Source organism: Alicyclobacillus tolerans (genome assembly GCF_048984885.1).
GTDB classification, from domain to species: Bacteria; Bacillota; Bacilli; order Alicyclobacillales; family Alicyclobacillaceae; genus Alicyclobacillus_I; species Alicyclobacillus_I tolerans.
Map to the genome: position 1 here is coordinate 1,791,293 of NZ_JBMGNK010000002.1, position 18,946 is coordinate 1,810,238.

Annotated in this window: 23 protein-coding genes and 1 tRNA gene; 15 read left to right on the plus strand and 9 right to left on the minus strand. The window is 43.6% G+C overall.

The features are described from left to right. Positions 1-190 precede the first annotated feature (190 nt). The 3 genes from ACOJUR_RS08940 to ACOJUR_RS08950 all read right to left on the minus strand — a co-directional run bounded on the left by ACOJUR_RS08940 (position 191) and on the right by ACOJUR_RS08950 (position 1,559). Positions 191-871 (minus strand): sterol desaturase family protein, encoded by a 681-nt coding sequence (locus tag ACOJUR_RS08940; RefSeq protein ID WP_420949821.1) that lies wholly within the window; start codon positions 869-871, stop codon positions 191-193. Between the two features lie 121 nt (positions 872-992). Next, positions 993-1,157, minus strand: a complete 165-nt coding sequence (locus ACOJUR_RS08945) for a hypothetical protein (protein ID WP_203114128.1) — start codon at positions 1,155-1,157, stop codon at positions 993-995. Positions 1,158-1,472: 315 nt separating this feature from the next. Continuing rightward, a tRNA-Leu gene (locus ACOJUR_RS08950) sits at positions 1,473-1,559 on the minus strand. 161 nt (positions 1,560-1,720) lie between these two features. Here ACOJUR_RS08950 and dapF point away from each other — a divergent pair. Further along, on the plus strand, positions 1,721-2,560 hold the full coding sequence (dapF, locus tag ACOJUR_RS08955) for a diaminopimelate epimerase (RefSeq protein ID WP_420949822.1): 840 nt from the start codon (positions 1,721-1,723) through the stop codon (positions 2,558-2,560). A 60-nt stretch (positions 2,561-2,620) separates the two neighbouring features. On the opposite strand, the gene ACOJUR_RS08960 is transcribed toward dapF, so the two are convergent. The 4 genes from ACOJUR_RS08960 to ACOJUR_RS08975 are packed head-to-tail and all read right to left on the minus strand — an operon-like array spanning position 2,621 to position 6,091. Then, positions 2,621-2,962, minus strand: coding sequence for an EamA family transporter (locus ACOJUR_RS08960; RefSeq protein ID WP_072873100.1), 342 nt, complete (start codon positions 2,960-2,962; stop codon positions 2,621-2,623). Continuing rightward, the gene (locus tag ACOJUR_RS08965) at positions 2,959-3,915 is read right to left on the minus strand and encodes a glycosyltransferase family 2 protein (RefSeq protein WP_203115564.1); all 957 of its coding nucleotides are present in this window, start codon (positions 3,913-3,915) and stop codon (positions 2,959-2,961) included. The genes ACOJUR_RS08960 and ACOJUR_RS08965 overlap by 4 nt, the downstream gene beginning before the upstream one ends. Beyond that, the gene (locus ACOJUR_RS08970) at positions 3,915-5,216 is read right to left on the minus strand and encodes a glycosyltransferase family 39 protein (RefSeq protein WP_420949823.1); all 1,302 of its coding nucleotides are present in this window, start codon (positions 5,214-5,216) and stop codon (positions 3,915-3,917) included. The genes ACOJUR_RS08965 and ACOJUR_RS08970 overlap by 1 nt, the downstream gene beginning before the upstream one ends. Positions 5,217-5,227: 11 nt before the next feature. After that, a complete protein-coding gene (locus ACOJUR_RS08975) occupies positions 5,228-6,091 on the minus strand; it encodes an MBL fold metallo-hydrolase (protein ID WP_420949824.1) in 864 nt (287 codons plus the stop codon). A gap of 168 nt (positions 6,092-6,259) precedes the next feature. Here ACOJUR_RS08975 and ACOJUR_RS08980 point away from each other — a divergent pair, with 168 nt between their 5' ends. The 9 genes from ACOJUR_RS08980 to ACOJUR_RS09020 all read left to right on the plus strand — a co-directional run bounded on the left by ACOJUR_RS08980 (position 6,260) and on the right by ACOJUR_RS09020 (position 13,577). Then, the gene (locus ACOJUR_RS08980; protein ID WP_072873104.1) at positions 6,260-6,736 is read left to right on the plus strand and encodes a hypothetical protein; all 477 of its coding nucleotides are present in this window, start codon (positions 6,260-6,262) and stop codon (positions 6,734-6,736) included. A gap of 92 nt (positions 6,737-6,828) precedes the next feature. Beyond that, positions 6,829-7,707 carry an HAD-IIA family hydrolase gene (locus tag ACOJUR_RS08985; protein ID WP_420949825.1) on the plus strand — a complete coding sequence of 293 codons (879 nt, stop codon included), beginning with the start codon at positions 6,829-6,831 and terminating at the stop codon, positions 7,705-7,707. Between the two features lie 130 nt (positions 7,708-7,837). Continuing rightward, entirely contained in the window at positions 7,838-8,305 is a 468-nt protein-coding gene (nrdR, locus tag ACOJUR_RS08990; RefSeq protein ID WP_072873106.1) for a transcriptional regulator NrdR, read from the plus strand. Between the two features lie 59 nt (positions 8,306-8,364). Continuing rightward, on the plus strand, positions 8,365-11,511 hold the full coding sequence (locus tag ACOJUR_RS08995; protein WP_420950529.1) for an adenosylcobalamin-dependent ribonucleoside-diphosphate reductase: 3,147 nt from the start codon (positions 8,365-8,367) through the stop codon (positions 11,509-11,511). A gap of 11 nt (positions 11,512-11,522) precedes the next feature. Then, positions 11,523-11,783, plus strand: coding sequence for a hypothetical protein (locus ACOJUR_RS09000; protein ID WP_420949826.1), 261 nt, complete (start codon positions 11,523-11,525; stop codon positions 11,781-11,783). After that, the gene (locus ACOJUR_RS09005; protein ID WP_420949827.1) at positions 11,761-12,174 is read left to right on the plus strand and encodes a hypothetical protein; all 414 of its coding nucleotides are present in this window, start codon (positions 11,761-11,763) and stop codon (positions 12,172-12,174) included. Before ACOJUR_RS09000 ends, ACOJUR_RS09005 begins: the two co-directional genes overlap by 23 nt. Positions 12,175-12,181: 7 nt before the next feature. Continuing rightward, positions 12,182-12,499 (plus strand): hypothetical protein, encoded by a 318-nt coding sequence (locus ACOJUR_RS09010; protein ID WP_072873109.1) that lies wholly within the window; start codon positions 12,182-12,184, stop codon positions 12,497-12,499. Positions 12,500-12,756: 257 nt separating this feature from the next. Then, positions 12,757-13,272: an Hsp20/alpha crystallin family protein gene (locus ACOJUR_RS09015; RefSeq protein ID WP_072873111.1), complete on the plus strand. Its 516-nt coding sequence runs from the start codon at positions 12,757-12,759 to the stop codon at positions 13,270-13,272. A gap of 44 nt (positions 13,273-13,316) precedes the next feature. Further along, complete coding sequence (locus ACOJUR_RS09020) at positions 13,317-13,577, plus strand: hypothetical protein (RefSeq protein ID WP_072873112.1); 261 nt, start codon at positions 13,317-13,319, stop codon at positions 13,575-13,577. Positions 13,578-13,589: 12 nt separating this feature from the next. Here the strand turns inward: ACOJUR_RS09020 and ACOJUR_RS09025 are convergent, their stop codons facing one another. Then, positions 13,590-13,883 carry a helix-turn-helix domain-containing protein gene (locus tag ACOJUR_RS09025; RefSeq protein WP_072873113.1) on the minus strand — a complete coding sequence of 98 codons (294 nt, stop codon included), beginning with the start codon at positions 13,881-13,883 and terminating at the stop codon, positions 13,590-13,592. Between the two features lie 413 nt (positions 13,884-14,296). After that, positions 14,297-15,583, minus strand: a complete 1,287-nt coding sequence (locus ACOJUR_RS09030) for an IS110 family RNA-guided transposase (RefSeq protein WP_420950530.1) — start codon at positions 15,581-15,583, stop codon at positions 14,297-14,299. 253 nt (positions 15,584-15,836) lie between these two features. Between ACOJUR_RS09030 and ACOJUR_RS09035 the strand changes: the two genes are divergently transcribed. The 5 genes from ACOJUR_RS09035 to ACOJUR_RS09055 all read left to right on the plus strand — a co-directional run bounded on the left by ACOJUR_RS09035 (position 15,837) and on the right by ACOJUR_RS09055 (position 18,931). After that, a complete protein-coding gene (locus ACOJUR_RS09035; protein ID WP_072873114.1) occupies positions 15,837-16,031 on the plus strand; it encodes a hypothetical protein in 195 nt (64 codons plus the stop codon). A gap of 97 nt (positions 16,032-16,128) precedes the next feature. After that, a complete protein-coding gene (locus ACOJUR_RS09040) occupies positions 16,129-16,776 on the plus strand; it encodes a TVP38/TMEM64 family protein (RefSeq protein ID WP_072873115.1) in 648 nt (215 codons plus the stop codon). A 62-nt stretch (positions 16,777-16,838) separates the two neighbouring features. Continuing rightward, complete coding sequence (locus ACOJUR_RS09045) at positions 16,839-17,318, plus strand: MarR family winged helix-turn-helix transcriptional regulator (protein ID WP_165611931.1); 480 nt, start codon at positions 16,839-16,841, stop codon at positions 17,316-17,318. Between the two features lie 124 nt (positions 17,319-17,442). Continuing rightward, the gene (locus ACOJUR_RS09050) at positions 17,443-17,721 is read left to right on the plus strand and encodes a hypothetical protein (RefSeq protein ID WP_072873117.1); all 279 of its coding nucleotides are present in this window, start codon (positions 17,443-17,445) and stop codon (positions 17,719-17,721) included. A gap of 76 nt (positions 17,722-17,797) precedes the next feature. After that, entirely contained in the window at positions 17,798-18,931 is a 1,134-nt protein-coding gene (locus ACOJUR_RS09055; RefSeq protein ID WP_420949828.1) for a glycosyltransferase, read from the plus strand. Positions 18,932-18,946 lie beyond the last annotated feature (15 nt).

Here is an 18,946-nt window from a genome sequence, read left to right on the forward strand (position 1 = left end):
GAAACTGTAGAAAGAATGTATCGCTTATGATTCTCATTGTTATCGATGAGGCTCAGTACCGTAGTCATGAATTGATGCTGGGGGCGAATTCGATAAAATCATACTGATGAGGCCTACAGCAATTTTTTCTGAAATTAAACTAAAAAAGAGGCTAGCTGAGTAGCCCTTCTAGTTAATGTGACGACTTCCATTATAAATTGGATGGCGCTTCACTGGACTGGGCGGTGTAACCATCTTGATTTTCAATAGGGACGTTTTTTTTCTTGTCTCTATATCGATAGCGATTTTTATCTGCAGATGAAACACGCTCTACTATTTTCGGATCGGGACTGGTTCCTACCAGTGCATCCAAAGTAGAGTTGGTAACACCAAACCAGTAATGTTCGTTTTGAAAATGATGAAGAAGATGAAATTTTTTCATCCATTTTCCCCAAGGTGTAAGTGGCACGATGGGTCGATGGGAAACAAAGTGAGACCATTCATAATAAAGTTGACAGATAGACAGTGTCGTTAAAAAGGCAAAGCTGATATCTAAGGAATGCGAAATCCATATGCATAGTAAAAAAATGCCTAGGTAGCCTGGAATATTATATTGATTAGGGGTGAGCAGAGTTTTCATCTCTTCAGGATGCGTATGGTGCCGGACGTGCCCCTCATAGGCTCTAGGCATAATTTTAGAGAGAATACCGTGTAAAATAAAACGATGTACGATATATTCAATAAAATACCAAGCAACAGCACCAGATAGGAAGGCGAACCATAGCTTCAGTGAGTGGTGAAGGGAGAAAGTGAGAATAATTGATGCGATAAAAACTAGTGAAAGAAACATAACCCTTCTATCCGTCCAAAATTCTAATAAATACTCTCTCATGTTGTACCCACTCCAAGCTTACAAACTGTGATCTATTCAATCATAGAAAGAAAAGTAGTAGTTTGCAAGCGACTGGATTTCTAACCCATTATTCAGGTGATGACCTGAATAGAGAAATGGATCATGCTTGCAAACGATTTCTATGTTTTTTCTCGTATGCTAAAAGGACAATCGATTCGTCTAATTCAGCAGCAAGTTCAGTTTCAAGTTGACGAATTTTCTCAAGCAGATTTGTGGGAATATTGGCAAAACGATATTCTTCATTGGAATTTTCATTCATCGTCAAGATTATTCAACTCCTTTTGAGATGTCATGGAAATCAGTTTGCTCGATTTTTAGTTTTCTAAAACTTTTATCATAAATTTTGTTTGCGGTTAGTTTGATTTTGTAGTCTGTTCCATTGAAATGCTGACTGAACATGAAGACTGGAGGGTGATTTTTGCTTCAGGCAGTGTACGAAAGTGGAATATTAAAAAATCTTTATGAGTTGTCATGTTGTTAACATATCATTTTTCATTTGCATTTATATTCAATAGCCAACTTCTTACATCTAAAAACCCTAAGGTTTTGAGTACTTATCTCAAAAGCCTTAGGGTTTAATTGGTGCGGCCAAGAGGACTTGAACCTCCACGGGGTTGCCCCCACTAGAACCTGAATCTAGCGCGTCTGCCAATTCCGCCATGGCCGCATGTAATTACGAAAAGACAACGTGAGAATTATAGCACATTGCGATTGTTCTATGCAAGTGCATTTCCGCTTGCATCGGTTTGAATTGGAGTCAATAATGAGGTTATGATGCGGTTGATATCGTGTAAAGTATTGCTGAATGATTCATGGGGGAGAGAATCGATGAAAGTTACTAAAATGCATGCACTCGGCAACAATTACATTTATATATCTGAGTTTGAGGAAAAACTGACCAACTATCAACTTTCTGATTTGGCTGTTCAATTAAGTGATGTTCGTAAAGGGATTGGTTCTGATGGAATGATTTTAATTGGACCTTCTCAGAGTGCTGATATACGTATGCGCATTTTTAATGCAGATGGCTCTGAAGCAGAAAACTGTGGTAATGGTCTTCGTTGTGTTGCCAAATACGCTTATGAGCACGGTTATGTGCACGGACAAACGAATTTTCAGATTGAGACCAAAGCAGGCATAGTTGACGCAACAGTATATCCGGACGCAAATGGTTACGTTCCCAGCGTAACAGTGGATATGGGGACTGTCCAATTTGGTCCAGAAGCAGTCGGGTTTCGTGGTGAAGCAGATCGCGCAGGACGCGCAAGTATAGAGGTTAATGGTGACATTTATTCAGGGTACTTGGTGTCCGTTGGTAACCCACACTTTGTTCAATTTGTCGAGAATGCCAAAGAGTATCCTGTTGAGGAGATTGGTCCAAAAATTGAACATCATCCGAGTTTTATTCATCGGACCAATGTTGAGTTTGTCACGCCAAAAACACCGTATGAACTAGATTTTCGTGTTTGGGAACGAGGTTCTGGAATTACTTTTGCTTGCGGTACTGGGGCCTGTGCAAGTGTGGCTGCAGGAGTAGCTGCAGGACTTTTGGCTGAGCAAGTTACCGTTCATTTGCTTGGTGGAGATTTGCGTATTGAGATTCGGAATGGACGAGTTTTGATGACTGGAGAGGCAGTAGAGGTTTTCACAGGAGAAGTTCATATTTGATTTGGATAAGCTGGATAGATGGAGTTGTAAAGTAAGAGAAATCATTGATTGTGATTTCTCTTACTTTACAACAAGTGACACACCAGCTAAAATGACCGCTACTCCTGCCCAACGCCAAGCAGATACGTGTTCTTTAAAAATAAAGATAGAAACTAGAATTGCTGCTACATATGCCAAGCTCTGCATAGGATACAGGAGGGAGAGAGACATTTTGGATAGTAAATAAATCCAAATCACTGTAGCAATCACATATAAGACGAGACCCGCAATCACCCAAGGGGAAAACATGACCAAAATGACTGCTTTTAAACTGTCAAGATGTTGCTTTCCGATGCCAATTTTCCATAACGTTTGGCCTCCAACCAGCAAGATGATATTGCAGAGAATCAGTAAATAATTCACCAATGTATCCTCTCTTTCTCTTCAAATAAAGGATGTTGCCAAGCGTGTTGGTTAAGCATCAACTCGTATTCATCGCGATGTTGACTGACTATGGTATCCAGAATAAAGCCGCAAGTTAAGGAATTAGTTGCTAATATCATCAGACCGACTGCCAAAATAGCAGATGGGATTTTGGCGATTTGATGTGTGCTGATAAATTCGCTGATGACTGGGATACCCACTATTAAACCTAAAACAAAGAAGATGAGGGCCACAGCAGTAAAAAAAGCAAGTGGTCGATAGTCTTTGAAAATGCGAAAAACGGTTTTTAATACGCGTATCCCGTCGCGAAATGTATTCAATTTGGAAACGCTGCCTTCTGGCCGATCACGATAATCAATCGGAATTTCAACAATGCGAAAATTTTTGTCCAAAGCGTGCAACGTCATCTCTGTTTCAATTTCAAATCCTTCACTTTTAATGGGCATGGTTTTGGCAAATCGTCTGTTAAAGATACGATACCCAGTCATAATATCCCGTAGATTGGAATCAAATAGACGATTAATCAGGGAACGTACCATACGATTTCCAAAATCGTGTAAAGGGCGTTTGTTTTCAGCACTGTAAGATCCGTTCGATAGTCGATCTCCAATGACCATATCCGCTTCATTGTCCAGAATAGGTTGCATCAAAGTTCGTGCGGCACTGGCCGGGTAGGTATCATCTCCATCAATCATGACATAAATATCAGCATCGACATCTCGAAACATGGAACGAATGACATTGCCTTTTCCTTGACGCGTCTCTCGGCGTACAATTGCTCCTGCTTTTTTAGCAATAAGCGCAGTATTGTCGCGGGAATTGTTGTCGTACACGTATACGGTTGCTTCAGGCAGCGCCTTGCGCCAATCTCGAACGACCTTATCGATGGTCAATTCTTCATTATAGCAGGGAATAAGTACAGCTACTTTCATTACGTATTGAGCCCCCATGTTTTGTCTTCATCCTGCGGGTCTTTCCTATTTTGTTGGTTGGTTAAAAGTTGTCTCTGACCACGAGTATAGGCAAAGTACAAGAAATAGGCTACGCCAATAAAGAAAAATGGCATGACAGGATATACATATCGATTAATTGGAATAAATGGCAGTTGGACAAGAACAAAATAGAAAACCAATGCTGTAAGCCAACGTCCCATTAATTTTTGTAATCCTAATATTAGACCTATACTTCCAAGAATAACCCAAACTAAGTGAGCGTGTAACCAGAAGTTTAATAAGTGGCCTGTGAACGTATGGGATGGCTGACCAAGGTACCATGGCGTAGAAAAGAGCAGTTGTAGTTTGTCTACCGTATACCATTGTAATGATTGCCATGGATGATGAGCAAACTGTTGACCTATACGTACAAGAGCAAGGTGTTCTTGTTGTTTTGGCGATAGGCCGCGTCCAAGCGCCGGATCGTTCAAAAAGCGCCTTGTGGTTCCATACAGCAGAGGATTTCCTGCATCTTCATCTGTCAAAATAAGTTTGTGAAAGACAACTTCATTGCGAATCCACCAGGGAAACATTGGCAAGATAAATCCGATGACATAAATAGCCCAGTTGCGCAAACTTCGACCCATCTGCCGTCTGTACGCGGATTGTAAGAACAGTAAAACTGGAGCGATGATGAGTGGAAATACAGTCGGTCGTACAAGGGTGCATAAGCCGAGCAAGAGTCCAGCAAGAAAAAAACGTCTGAGTAATGGTTTTTCGAGTGCACGAAAAAAGGCGGTCACAAAAAGCAACAGTGTAAAAACATAAAGTGTTTCAGTAAGTAAAGTCAGCGGACTCCATATGGCTGTTGGGTAAGTCAGAAAAAGCAGAGCAGCGAGTACCGCTCCCCAAGCAGGAGTCAAACGGAGAGACAGTCGATATAGTAAATAAACGCTCCAGGCTGACAAAACAGCCTGACCCATTAAAGCCATATGAATCCATACATGAACATTGGGACTGAAGAGACGACCTACGGCGTACATAGCAGCTAAAAAAAGTGGATAACCTGGGGTGATTTGTGCAGCAGGTCCGCTCCCCCAATAGGTGTATACATGGTGTAGCAGCAAAAATAATGCCGAATGGTTGTAGTGAACCATGTCGCCGTAGATAGGAATGGATTTTGTGGCGTAAGCTTTGCCAACTCGGAATAAAAGGGCGACAATCAAAATGAACCAGCCTATGCGGCGGGTGTTTAGGACAGTTTTCCATTTGTTCGATCCGATGGACTGTACTGATGACACAAGAAATCCTCCTAGTAGTTTCCTGTTCTAAAAAATAGAGTGGATTTATTTTTAGGACAAAATGAGCGCTTTACTTCTCCTGTCGATTCAAGACGAACAAGGTGCGCGAGTAGGGTGCGTTTGGCAAAAATTTTGGCCGCGGTAGGCAAGTTTGGATAGAGAGCCATTTGCAAATCGTCCAAACTTTTTTCTCCTGACACCAACAGTTTTAAAATGTCCTGTTCTCGCTGCAATCGCCGATCCAACATTTTTTGAGCAGCCAGTTGTGGATGGGAGATGGGGTGTCCATGTCCTGGCAGAGCCAGTCTCCCTTCTGCTTGGATAAGCCATTCCAGTGATTCATAAAAATCGTCCATGTGACCGTCGGGAGGACCAACCCAAACTGTGCCTGTGGCACTGAGATGATCTCCAACGCAAATTACGTTATCTGGATTTATCTGTACATAAACATGCCCGTGTGTATGACCTGGCGAATGTTGAATGCTCACTTCGATGGATGCCCATTGAAACTTGTCAGGGAGTTCTAGCGGTCTCATTTCCCCCGAATGTTCTGCGCAATATTTGTCAATTTCTAGTTTGTGGAGATACGCTGGACAATTTAACCTTTTCGACAACAGTCCAAGTCCGTCCGTATGGTCGTGATGGTAGTGTGTCGCCATCACTCCGATCCATAGCTCAATACGCAATTGGTCGGCGATTGCTTGTATGGTTTGCCCAACTTCTGGACGGTTAGAACCTGGATCGACCAATAAACCGTAACCTGCGTCAGCAATGAGATAAAGATTTGTGCTTGACTCAGGCGGCAATGTGTTTGTTGGCACGTCTATTTGCCATACATGTTGGCTGATTTGTTGCCAAGGTAGTAAATTTTGCAATCGTGCACCCCATTTGCATTTTGCAATCTTACATTGATCATCATGGCCTCTCGTCTGTCTAGATTTCGCATACACGCTGACCAATTCCTTCTGTCACCTGTGTATGAGCCGTGACATATAAATGAATTGTGCCTAGCATGGGCCTGAAAAAATTTGGAGGAATGCGCCATGGATTATGCAGTTGAATCCACCTACGCTCCAGCGCTGCAGAATATTAAACACAGCATTTACGCACATCAAGTATTCTGCTCCATTTTTGAAGAGATGCTGCAAACACCAGTTGGAGAAAAGATGTCAAATCAGTCCAATATTTACACATCACTAGCAGCGTCCAGTTACTATCGAGATCTTGCAGCTGGCTCATTGACTCGATTGCATTACGCTACGACCGATCCGGTTCATTATACACCGTTGTTGCTGCAAATGACGGTGATGGCTATTTATGTTGCGCGTGGAGCGGATCGAGCCATATCGACTTTTTTGCCTCAAGTATCGGAAGGAAAACAATATTCTGAATGGCAAACATTGCTTCAGGAGTGGCAACGCCAACGAGTGCATTGGCTTAGGGAAACGGCGGTTGCCTTACGGCAGTTCACGCCTCCGGATGTCTGGGCAAAAGGTAAAAACATGGCATCTATGCGATAAGTTGTCAATTGTTAAGGAATCGGATGTCGATAGAAGAGTGACTTGCGCGGCTAGGAAGTCTCGTCCATGATGGATGCGTGGAGGGAGAAAACATGCATCCAAAAAAAGAGAAAAAAGCTGGTTTAGGAATTTCGTTAGCTTTGTTAGATCTTGATGGGACCCTATTTCGCGGAAAACAAGTCATATCTGGAGCTCCAGAGTTCGTAGAACGGTTGCGTCAATTAAAGATAAAGCCAGTATTTTTTACGAATAACGCCACTCGTACTCCGGAGGAAACAGCCAATCACCTGCGTTCTTTAGGTATCTTTGCGAATTCGGATGAAGTTTGCACCGCCGCAGAAGCGGCGGCAGCTTTTTTAAGTGCAGAGTGGCGGTTGGAGAAAGGTAGCCATGTGGCGTATATAGGAAAAAACGGGTTGCGCCAGGCGCTTCTTGAAGCAGAATTTGTCCCATTTTATGCTGGCCATGAAAAATGGGAACAGTTTCATTGGGAATCGTTTACTGCCGCTGTGATTGGATTGGATATGGACGCAACTTATCAGTCTTTGGGACGTCTGAGTCGTATTGCTGCGCTTACGGGACGTTTGTTGCTGACCAATGGAGATATTCGTATTCCGCTCGAAGGCGGCAGCTTTCAACCAGGGAATGGAGCGCTTGGAGCGTTTGTATCTATTGCGAGTGGTGTGGAAGCAGTAACAGTGGGTAAACCAAACGCTTATATGATTCACTATGCAAGTCAACGCTATGCCGTTTCTCTTGAAGAAACATTGATTGTTGGCGATAATCTCTGGACAGATATTGCGGCTGGTCTTACCACTGGCATCCGCACTTTTTGGGTAGAGAGCGGCGTGCATTTAAATGCAAGAGAAATGCAGGACTGGCAGAGGATTTATGGCCATCTTTCAGGGAATTTGCAGACATTTTCTTCGGTGGCGGAAATTTCTGCAGAAATATTGGATCTCAAAAGTTGAAATTTGTCAATTCTTGCGCACGCTATATTTAGGGTTTATAATCGTCGGTGTTTCCATCATCGCACTATATATAGTGTCCATTTGAGTGGCTCCCCGCTGGTTTTTACTGAGATGTAAGGAGTGGAAAGCTGTGCGCTGTCCGTTTTGTGGTAGCGAAAATTCCCGTGTTATCGAATCGAGATCGAGCGAAGAAGATTCAGCAACCCGCAGAAGACGAGAGTGTGTCAATGTGGAATGCAGTAAACGTTTCACAACCTGGGAACGCGTGGAATTACGGCCTCTAGTGGTTGTCAAGAAAGATAAAATGCGTGAAGAATTTGATCGGGACAAGCTCTATCGCGGGTTGCAACGTGCTTGTGAGAAACGCCCTATCTCTGCCGATAAGCTTGATGAAGTTGTCACGCACATTGAACAGAGTTTGCGGGCTGAATACGAACGGGAAGTACCTTCATCTGCCATTGGTGAGCGAGTGATGGAAGAATTGCGGTCGATTGATGGAGTGGCGTATGTCCGTTTCGCCAGTGTATATCGCCAGTTTCGTGATGTGGAGACTTTTGCCAAAGAAGTGCTTGCATTGATGGAGAAAAATGTTACATAACTTTTAGACAAGCATGGAGCAGAGGAGAATGCCGGGTGAGTGTTACAAAGGATACAAGTATGCTTCCGTTTACAGATGAGGATTGGCTGCATGCTACAGGTGAACGAATTGTGGCTGATCGTTACCTGATGAAGGATGTCAGGAAGGAATCCTTAGCGGAAGGATCTCTAGTTGTAGCAGTGCTGGATAAAAAACGTGCTTATCATGAGTTGGCGCGTATTGTTTCGATTTCATCCGATCAATCCCAGGTTGTTGTTGAACTGCGGGATGGGGTTCGGGAAGAACTGCCTGTACAGCAGGTAGATGTGCTGCTTGAAACGGCCCCGCGCCAAATGTGGCGGCGAATTGCACGCGGCGCTGCAAGCGTCACGCTGCAACCGGGTAAGTTTGAGGAAGATTTCTATCAGTTGCAGAGTCGCTGGCGATATGTTCCAGGCGGGCGCATTAATGCTTCTATGGGAACAGGAATGAAGACGACCAGTTACAACTGTTTTGTCATTCCCAGTGTGGGACCTACACCGCGCGATTATGCAGAATCGTTTGGACAGACTCTAGAAATTCAAGCCCGATCAGGCGGGGTTGGAATGAATCTTTCTCGTATTCCTCCTCAGGGAACCTTAGTACCTGTTTCCAATGAGAAACGCAATACGCATTTACAGTTAATGTTGGATATTTGGCATGCAGACATTCGAGATTTTTTGGCAACAGAATATCCCAACAGTACGAAAGTGGTACGTGTGAATAAAGAATTTTTGCGGGCTGTGGAAGAAGAAGCGAATTGGACGTTTGTTTTTCCTGATACTTCAGTAGAAGGATACGATGAATTGTGGAACGGTCGAATTGAGGATTGGTTGGCAGCTGGCTTACCGATAATTGACTTGGAGACCGTCAATGCTCGTCAGCTCTATGACGAATTGTTGTATAGCGGTGTACAAATTCTTAGCGATGTTGTTGGAAGTGTCCTTTATCCTGGAGATCAGCGGGGGACGATTGCGTCTACATTGGGTGATATGTGGGAAAAAATGGGTGACGGAAAGCGTGTGACAATTAATCTTTCATCGTTACGGCCACGCTACAGTTATGTGCGAGGTGTGAATGGCCGTTCTTCAGGCGCCTATTCGTGGGGATTACTCTATGACAAGGGCAATGAGGTGTTTGGTTACGGCTTTGGTCCGGTAGGCGTGGGAGAAATTATGAGTGTAGGGTGTCAGTTGACCTTGCAGGGCGGCTCTAGACGTGGAGCCCTGATGTTGATATTGAACGACAGACACGCAGATATTTTAAAATTTATTCGTTGCAAGCAGGTAGAGGGTGTCATTACGGGAGCCAATATCTCAGTTGGTGTGTCTGAACAGTTTATGGAAGCCCGTAAATCAGGAGGACAATGGTCACTTGGCTTTGTACCTCTCGCAGATATGACGCAATTTGATGGGGACTTCGAGTCCTGGGCAGGCCATGGAGGTACTCTGCAGATTACAGAAGAATTGCCAGCCGAGGAATTATGGCGAGAATTATGTGTATCAGCTTGGAAGTCTGCTGAACCGGGAGTTGTCTTTTTAGGGCGCGCTAATCATTTATCCAATTCATATTATTTTAATCCTTTAGTAGCGACAAACCCTTGCGGTGAACAACCACTCCCTGCAAACGGCATTTGCAATTTAGGGGCGGTTGTATTAAGCAAATTTGCTGTCGGATTCCGCGATACTGCCGAACGACATGAATTCGCTGACAAGAAAAAAGAACAGTATATTCTATCGTTGCTTCGCCAGCACTTTTCGGACTCGGAAGCAGAATTTCTTCTCCATCACGTTTTATGGGAAGATTTGGAATGGGTAACGCGTACTGGGCTTCGTTTTCAGGATGCTGTTATCGATGCAACTTATTATCCGTTTGAGGCTAATCGACAGAATCAGTTGCGGGAGCGACGTGTTGGACTTGGCATTATGGGGTTGCATGATTTGTTGCTCTATTGTGGATATCGCTATGGTGGGGAGAACTCAGTCAAATTTATAGATATTTTGATGGGATTGATGGCTGAATGGTGCTACCTAGAATCTGTTGAGTTGGCTAAAGAAAATGGACCGTTTCCCGCATTTGACGCAGATAAATTTCTGGCATCCGGTTATATGAAACAGATGGCGCGTGAAAAACCTCATGTTGTAGAGGCTATTCGTCAATTTGGTGTTCGCAATGTCACCACGATGACAATTGCTCCTACAGGAACTACAGGTACAATGGTTGGTTGTTCGACAGGTTGCGAGCCGTATTATGCCTGGTCTTATTTCCGCAATTCTCGACTTGGGATGTTTGAGGAAAGTGCTGAGATTGTTAATGAGTTTCATCAAAAGCATCCCAATCAAGAGTTGCCGGATTATTTTGTGACCGCGATGGATCTCGCTCCGGAAGATCATGTGCGCGTACAGGGTGCTTTACAAAAATGGATTGATAGTTCCATTTCGAAAACATGTAATGCTCCCCATTCATATACCATTGAGGATACATTACGACTTTACGATTTGGCTTATGAGGTTGGTTGTAAAGGAATTACCATTTATCGTGATGGTTCGCGATCGGAACAGGTGCTGTCTCTCAAAGAAGAAGAGACAAAGATGGAAAGTGAAGTTTTCCCTCAAGAAGGAGCAAGTGTAGAAGCGGCGGCAGCTACAGGTTACCGAAAGCGCAAGCGTCCGGATGTTCTATATGGAGCCACGTATCGCAAAAATACACCGCTTGGTAAAGCTTTTATTACAATTAATGACGATCCGACAGAGCATGTGGCGGTGGAGATGTTTGTCAATATTGGTAAAGCTGGATCGGACGTCTATGCGGCAAACGAGGCTTTAGGTCGAGCTATTACTCTTTATCTTCGCGATTCGGCTAATCCGAATAAGGAGGCGGAACTGGTCAAGCACTTCTCGGGCATTGGCGGATCTAACGCAGTTGGCTTTGGAGATAATCGTATCACTTCAGTGCCTGATGCTATTGCCAAGTCGTTGATTCAGCACGCTGAGACTTTTCCGTTGCGTCGCTTAAAAGGGTCAAGTCTGGATGCTTTAGAAGCTACTGTAACAGAAGAAGCGTTGGTGCAGAGTGAGTTGCGCACGTATACGCTTGCCAAAGACTGGTGTCCCGAATGTCACCAACATACGCTGATTCGTACAGGTGGCTGTTATGAATGTGAAGCTTGCGGTTTTAGCAAGTGTTGAGTGGATATGAGTTGAACAAACATGATTTGGATGGTGCGGTTAGTCAATATGACAACCGCGCCGTTTTATATTCACATGCGTTCTGCAGTTTTCAAAACTATTCAGCCCTGTTTGGAAGAAGTAAGACAGACTTTAAGCTTCAATTGTCCTATTTTCAAGGACGCGGGCATAGATTAATCATGGCATGGACACGCAGCAAGCGTATTTGTCCCATTCATTGGCCAATTGGCGAAAAGGTGGTGGACGTCTATGCTGTGGAAAAAGAAGCGTAGCACCAAAGCGCAATTAGACGAGATTAAACAACAGCAAGAAGAACTGAAAAATATTTTGCAAAATTTGTTGAATCGCGAATCATCTCGCGTAAATATTCAAGAACTTCACATTAATGAAGCAAATTTTGACGAACTGATTTTTAAGCTGGAGAGTATCGATGTACAAGAATTAAGTGGATCGCTAAATTTAGGCAATAATTTTAGTCCACGTGTTGTACAATCTCCAAAATCCATAGAGAATTTAGCTTCTTCTCATTGGGTGGACCAGACAGAAGCCAAGCCTCTGAATTCAAATACTGAGCATCAGGATTATGAAGGAAGAGTATTTGCAACTGGCAGCGGTTACCGTTTCTCCAGTGATGGGTCTCATCCACAGTCAAAAAGAAGGTAGAGAACGTATGCGTGAGTTTTTTTCCCCGACATTTGCCATAGGTACACTGCGAATTGGACAAATAGAAGGAGCATCATGTCTCAATATGGGCAATAATTGGCCATCTCATTTTCGGAGTTATAAAAAAACCAATCAAGGATTCGGTTCGGTAAGTGGCGATCATGCAGTTCTCAAAGATATGAAAAGTTTCTTGCACGATCCCGATATACTTGATCACCCTGGGAATGTAGAACGACCGACAGAAGATTGGTTGCAACAGATGCTTCAGCGCATGGAAGCGCATCTGCCCAAGGCGCCGAATCAAAAAGAGGACGTAGGTGAATAAATGAAATTCTATGGACAGGATTGGAGTGTCAAATCTGTCAAAAAAGGTTCTTTAGTTAGCTATGGGGACAATTTTATTTCGCACATGGTTTCGCATACAAAAAAGAATGAGGGATGGGGAAGTTTGCAAGGCCATCAAACTCAAATCTACCGTACATTAAGTTTTTTAAAGGATGAAGATCATATTGACTCTGAGAAAACCTTGCAAAACCCGAGCGTACATCATCATGGTGAAAGGTAGAGGCAGGGGGAGCATGAATGGCCAATCAGAACGACTCTAATTTTGGTTGGGGAAATTTTTCTAATCCCTTTGAAATGTTGAAAAATATGGGGGATTTACGGGATTGGAGAAAACTCCTGGGAGAAGATTTTTTTAAGAATATGCCATTTCCTCAAATGCAACAGGGTAATCCCTCTCCATTTTCAGGAGGCCATGAGGTGTATCCTCCAGTGGATATGTACGATCGCGGTCATGAATTGGTAGTTGTGCTTGATGTACCCGGCGCCTCGAGTGCAAATGATATTAAAATACGAGTCAGCGATAGACAAATGATTATTCGAGGTCGTTCAACCGATTTCAGTGGTAAAGATGACACCGCTCTGCAAATTGAGCGGCATCACGGACCTTTTGAACGGATAATAGAATTTCCAGTTCGCGTTCATTCTGATAAAGTTATTGCCCATTTCAAAGATGGAGTATTGTTGGTTCGTATTCAAAAAATCGCCCAACCGGGCGATGATTTTGATGAGTATGTTCCGATTCAATTTGAATGATATTCTGACGTAGTTAAGGTATACATAATTAGGAAGTGAGACAGTTGGAGGATCAAAATGCATTTGCAAATTTAAAATCATGGATGATGAAAATTGACCATCTCGACTCCTGTTCCTTCCTCATCATGGGAAAATGCAATGTGGTGATGGGGGGAAATGTTCATCAGAAAGAAAATTCTGGATTTGGCTCGCTTGCTCCTGGTTCCACCATGATAGGTTGTTTATCAATGGTTTATGATGTCGATGGAGTCGACATGCCGATTGATAACCGCAATTCAATAGTATGGACATCCAGAACGGAATAAGTAAAAGAATCACTACCAAGGCTTTTGCTGTGAAGAATATTTTTTTACAACGGATTTAACTTCTTCAATTCCTTTCCAAGGCAGGTGCTTGACGGCTTCTGCTATGTGGACAGCTTCTGCAAGTTCGGCTGCAGATAATTGTCCTTGCAAGAGATTCATAAGTCTTCGCTTATGATTGACTTCATTGGCGGTTACACCATATTGAACGGCAATTTGAGCGTCAGTCATACCTGCATCTACCATGGATTTTAATTCTTCCCGAGTGATCAAACTAAATGGTTTTTCCGTCATCGTTTGTTCATTCAAACCCAAACACCTCCCACTAAGAATTAATGTTTTCTTCTATTTACTCACTCATTCTCACGATTACGTACCTTGACAACTTGAGAGGAAGCGTCGGAATGTTAAATGTGCCAATTTTCAAACGGATACTCCGTGGCAGGAACAGAGATTGGCGTTAATTTACCAATACATGGAACATAATGATGTTCGCACCTTTGGATGTCCACGCTGTCCCTTGCGGTTTACCCTCCCATGTCACACTGGGTCTGTGCCCTCACATTCCTTCGTACTACCTCTCAAGGGGTGGATGCCGTTTCTTGCTCCTTTACTGGGTCGTTGCCCTTACGGTGTATGTTTCTACGGCTTATCCGTGCTTCTGTTTGTCTTGGTGTTCATCGTTCATAAGCAAGTAAATCGAACTGACGAGTTTGATTCGATTAAGCAGCCATCTGTATTTGGGACTTCCGAATGGGTCCCAATAAATCCTCGGCGTTGTACTGAACTTGCTTTGTGCCCAATGTGTGCAGAACACGAATGAGCTTTCCACACAGCGCAATGAGCGACTGTTTCTTTTTCAACGGATTACACGCTCGTGTCGTGTAATAGTGGTGCAGAGCCTTAAATTCGGGGTTCGTGGCAACCATCGGTAATACCGCTCGGAGGAGTAATGCCCTCAGCCGAGAACGACCACGTTTGGAGATGCCAGTTTTCCCTTTTCTCTTGCCAGAACTGTTCTCTTTCAGATTGAGACCGGCTAGCCGAATGATCTGCTGCCCATGGTCATATCCTTGGAGATCGCCGACTTCAGCCAGGAATCCGGCAAGTGTCGTGACACCCATCCCTGGCACACTCAGCATCTCTTCAGTGCCTGGAATCTGGTTCAGCAGTTGTTCCACCTGAGCCATGATTTCATCACGCTGCCGTAAAAACATTTCATATTGCTCCAGCAGAGCCGTCAGTTCCAACCGAGCAGCCATGAGCCCCTCTTTAAGACCAATGGACTTCTCAGCGGCTGAAACGAGCCGTTTCGCTCGCTTCATGCCTACAGCCCGCCTTACACCGCTACTCTTCCACTGATTCACAATCTCGCTGGCGCCTAGCGAGGTGAGGTCCTGTGGAAGCGGGGACTTACGCAGTGTAATGAGAGATGCCTTGCCTTCCCAGTCCTTAAAAACCTGGGTATATTCCGGAAAGAACCGGTCGAGCCAGTTCTGAATCCGCTGCTGTACCTGACCTAAGTTCACCATTACCTTCTCTCTCAGGTTCATGAGGATCCGCAAATCCGCATAAACGCCAGTCGGAAGTTTAGGTTCGGTGTACTTGCCGTCTTTCACCAGATTTGCAATGACCTTGGCATCCTTGTAGTCATTTTTCGTGGGACAGTTATCCTCCAACTCTTTGCTCTTGTTAACGTGGTGCGGATTCAACAGCACGAATCGTACATCCAACTCTTGGATGAAGGCGCCTAACGGGAACCAGTAGTGTCCGGTCGGCTCAACTCCAAAGACGATATCCGTCTTGCCATGCAGCCGTTGTAACTCCTTCATCCACGTTACGAGTTTCGTCAGACCCTCATCATCGTTGGCAAAAACGCATTCCTTACCGAGCTCAATCCCACGAAAATCAATGGCTCTCGCTACATGTGTTTCCTTTGCAATGTCAGCTCCCACAATCAGGGTACAATCGGTAATTTGTTGAATTCGTTGATTTTGCTTCTGCTGCATCTTATACTTCACGTTGAGCGTCCTCCTCAATTAGGGAATGAATGTATCCTGCATTCGGAACCCAGCATACAGGAGGCGCTCTTTTCATTTCAAACCCGAAATTAATTCATTACAGGAATGGCTCCTTTTTTACTTTTCCCTGAATGAAACCAGGATATGAATAGAAGAGCGTCGGCTAGATTTTAACATCTTGTAAAACGTATGTCTGAAAACAGGACGCGAGATGATAAAGTTTGCAAAGGAGGCGAATTCTTTGACCAATATCCGTTCTCATCGAGTACCAGGTTATTCTTATCGCCGCGTCGATTTAGAAGGTCTCAGGCATACTGATGAAGAAAAAGAACATTTTTTTGATATTTCTGCAGAGAAAGAAGCAGAAATTCCTAACGGATCGAAAAAAAGAATTCCGAATTTTGTGCATCGAGCAGACGAACCAGGAGAGGATTAGTTTCAAGATTCATGCGGCCGAGCGTATCGTTGCCTCGGCCGCCAGAGTTTGATACTGTGTAAATATACACTTAAAGAAGAATTGGCGGCGAAGCCGAATGTCAACTATAGGTAAGGCTTTATCGTGGAAGAGTCTGGCCATTTTTTTGGTTGGAGTCGCTATTTTTGTTGCAGCTTTGTATGCTGATCGTCATCATCAACTGTCCAATATACTCAAATCCTGGGGATGGCTGGGGATTGGTGCGGCTATCTTGCTGATGGTCTTTTTTTGCATGACACCCATTCCATCAGAAGGTCTTTTGGTCATGTATTTAAAGGTTTATGGTATAGGATGGGGTATTTTCTATGCATGGCTGGGTTCAACTTTAAGTGCTCTTTTGATTTACATTTTGGCACGTACGCTAGGAGTGCCGGTCATTCGACGCTTTGTATCGGAGGAAAAGTGGCAGCAGGTGAATGGATGGGTCGAGAGAAAAGGTGGATTAGGCTTACTTTTTGCTAGATTACTGCCGATTCCTGCATTTGTTGTAAATTACGCCGCTGGTATGATGTCATCTGTTAGTCTTTGGACTTATGTGTGGACTGCAGCGATTTCTATTGTTCCGTATTATATAGGGGTATCCTTAGTGTATGCAGGAATTATGGGGAATAATTTGTATCTCTTGGTGGGTATCATTCCCATTCTTATTGTAGGGGCCGGGGGCTACTGGCTTCATCAGCAAACCAAAAAGCGCACCTACTCTTGACTTGCTGGTCAGGCATTAGAGGACTAAACTGGTGGTAATGATGACTCACGAGGTGAAATATGATGCACAGCGCCATTTCAGAAGAACAAGTGCGCACTTTTGAAGAAGTTTTGACCAAACTGTCGCGGGTATTACAGGCTCATTCACCCATTAAGCGTTTTGGGTTAACACCCACTCAAGCCTATTTGTTGCGTCACTTATATCAGGAAGGTAAAACAAAAGCGTCTGATTTAGCCCGAGTTGCTGATCTGAGTCCTGGAGCAGTGACGCAAGTGTGTGATGAATTAGTTAAGATGCAAATGGTTGAACGAAAACGTTCTCAAGAAGATCGAAGGGTAGTCTTTCACGAAATTACAAACAAAGGATTTGAAATTTTAAGTGGATTGCAACAGGAGCGCTGTAATATTGCTCGACAATTGCTTACAGAATTAGGATCTGAAGATGCTGAACAATTTATTCGATTGATGGGCAGAGTTGTAGAATTTATGGAAATGCAACCGATTGAACGCAAAACTCGCCAAACTACAGACATCTCTTCTTAATCTCTTTTCGTCTCACTTGTGACCGTAAGTTGCTGCACAACATAAGATAATGTAATTGTGCATGCTTTGACGGATGGCAAACGGCATGTTGCAGGACGTCTACAGTTATGAGGAGACGATAAGAATGCGTGAACATGATAATCCGTCCGTAAAGGAAGGGCATTTTTCAACGGAAATTGCAGTCAGTCTGCCTTATTGTTTAGGAGGAAAAGTTTACATTTTGCCATGGAATTTGCGTCAACAAATCAGTAAATCGAGATCGTCAAATACATTTGTCTATTGGATGACTTCCAGCTATCCTGCTTTACATCCCTATTATCCTTGGCCCTTTTTATCTTCTAATTCACCTTGCGATTTACCCCCTCTTTCTGATTGGACACTTCACGGATATTGGCCTATGTAAGAAAAAAATTCTCCTCTCCAGCATCCCGACTATGGTATGATATATAAGATGAAGTATTGGAGAGGAACGGTGGCGGTTGGAACTTTCTTTGGTCATACCATCGTTTAATGAAAAAGATAACGTTCAAAATTTAGTGCAGCAGATTCATCAAGCACTTGCAGATACAAATATTGATTATGAAATTTTTTTTGTTGATGATAGTACGGATGAAACACCACAAAAATTGGAGAAAATGGCCGCTCTGGACCAACGCGTTCGCTATTACCATCGTGAGAATGGAAAGGGTCTTGGTACAGCTGTTGTCGAAGGCATTCACCAAACAGAATCGGAATGGATTATTGTTATGGATGCTGATTTACAGCATCCACCTGAACTTTTGCCCGCTATGGTGGAGCGATTAAAAGCAGGTATTGATATTGTTATTCCTAGCCGTTTTGTTGAAGGCGGTTCAGATGGCGGTTTAGTCGGAGTGCGAAAGCTGATCTCTTTCGGAGCACGTTCTATTGGACGGTTATTACTCAAGCGCTTAAGGCCTATTTCTGATTGTACGAGTGGTTTTTTTGGATTTAAACGTACAGTTGTACAAGGGGTTAAATTACAACCACTTGGCTGGAAAATACTTATAGAAATTTTGATGAAAGCTAACTATCGTACAGTTCATGAGATACCCTATCAATTTAAAGCTAGAGACGCAGGAGAGTCAAAGATGAGTATCCGTGAACAGTGGAATTACCTGATTCATCTTTGGAAATTGATGTGGCAAAGTGAGGAAGATCGTCGTTTTCCACTTTTCGCAATGATTGGCTTCAGTGGTGTATGGGTCAATTTAGGACTGATGGCCGGATTTATTTATTTGCTTGGAATGAATCATGTTTTGGCCTCCGTTTTGGCATCTTTAATGGCTATGGTGAACAATTACATATGGAATGACGCTTTAACTTGGCGTGATGCTAAGCAAAAAGAACACAAGCCGGGTTGGATTCGGATGTTGCTGTTTATGGCGATATCTGCTGTAAGTGTCGCATTGACGACTTGGATTATGCGCGGTTTGGAAATGATAGGTATACAAGTGCTGGTCGGTCAAACCATTGGCATATTAATCTCCACTATATGGAGTTATCAGGCAAATCGCCATTTGACCTGGGGAGGGAAAAAGTTATCTCTTCCCAAACCTGACCGCAGAGTCATTGTCACGCGCGATCGCGGTTGAGCCTGACCAAGAAGC

Bases quoted from the DNA above. Each gene is read 5' to 3' on its own strand.
- ACOJUR_RS08940 (WP_420949821.1), bottom strand. From the start codon at position 871: ATGAGAGAGTATTTATTAGAATTTTGGACGGATAGAAGGGTTATGTTT.
- dapF (WP_420949822.1), top strand. From the start codon at position 1,721: ATGAAAGTTACTAAAATGCATGCACTCGGCAACAATTACATTTATATA.
- ACOJUR_RS08965 (WP_203115564.1), bottom strand. From the start codon at position 3,915: ATGAAAGTAGCTGTACTTATTCCCTGCTATAATGAAGAATTGACCATC.
- ACOJUR_RS08980 (WP_072873104.1), top strand. From the start codon at position 6,260: ATGGATTATGCAGTTGAATCCACCTACGCTCCAGCGCTGCAGAATATT.
- ACOJUR_RS08985 (WP_420949825.1), top strand. From the start codon at position 6,829: ATGCATCCAAAAAAAGAGAAAAAAGCTGGTTTAGGAATTTCGTTAGCT.
- ACOJUR_RS08995 (WP_420950529.1), top strand. From the start codon at position 8,365: ATGCTTCCGTTTACAGATGAGGATTGGCTGCATGCTACAGGTGAACGA.
- ACOJUR_RS09005 (WP_420949827.1), top strand. From the start codon at position 11,761: ATGCTGTGGAAAAAGAAGCGTAGCACCAAAGCGCAATTAGACGAGATT.
- ACOJUR_RS09010 (WP_072873109.1), top strand. From the start codon at position 12,182: ATGCGTGAGTTTTTTTCCCCGACATTTGCCATAGGTACACTGCGAATT.
- ACOJUR_RS09015 (WP_072873111.1), top strand. From the start codon at position 12,757: ATGGCCAATCAGAACGACTCTAATTTTGGTTGGGGAAATTTTTCTAAT.
- ACOJUR_RS09030 (WP_420950530.1), bottom strand. From the start codon at position 15,583: ATGCAGCAGAAGCAAAATCAACGAATTCAACAAATTACCGATTGTACC.
- ACOJUR_RS09040 (WP_072873115.1), top strand. From the start codon at position 16,129: ATGTCAACTATAGGTAAGGCTTTATCGTGGAAGAGTCTGGCCATTTTT.
- ACOJUR_RS09045 (WP_165611931.1), top strand. From the start codon at position 16,839: ATGCACAGCGCCATTTCAGAAGAACAAGTGCGCACTTTTGAAGAAGTT.
- ACOJUR_RS09050 (WP_072873117.1), top strand. From the start codon at position 17,443: ATGCGTGAACATGATAATCCGTCCGTAAAGGAAGGGCATTTTTCAACG.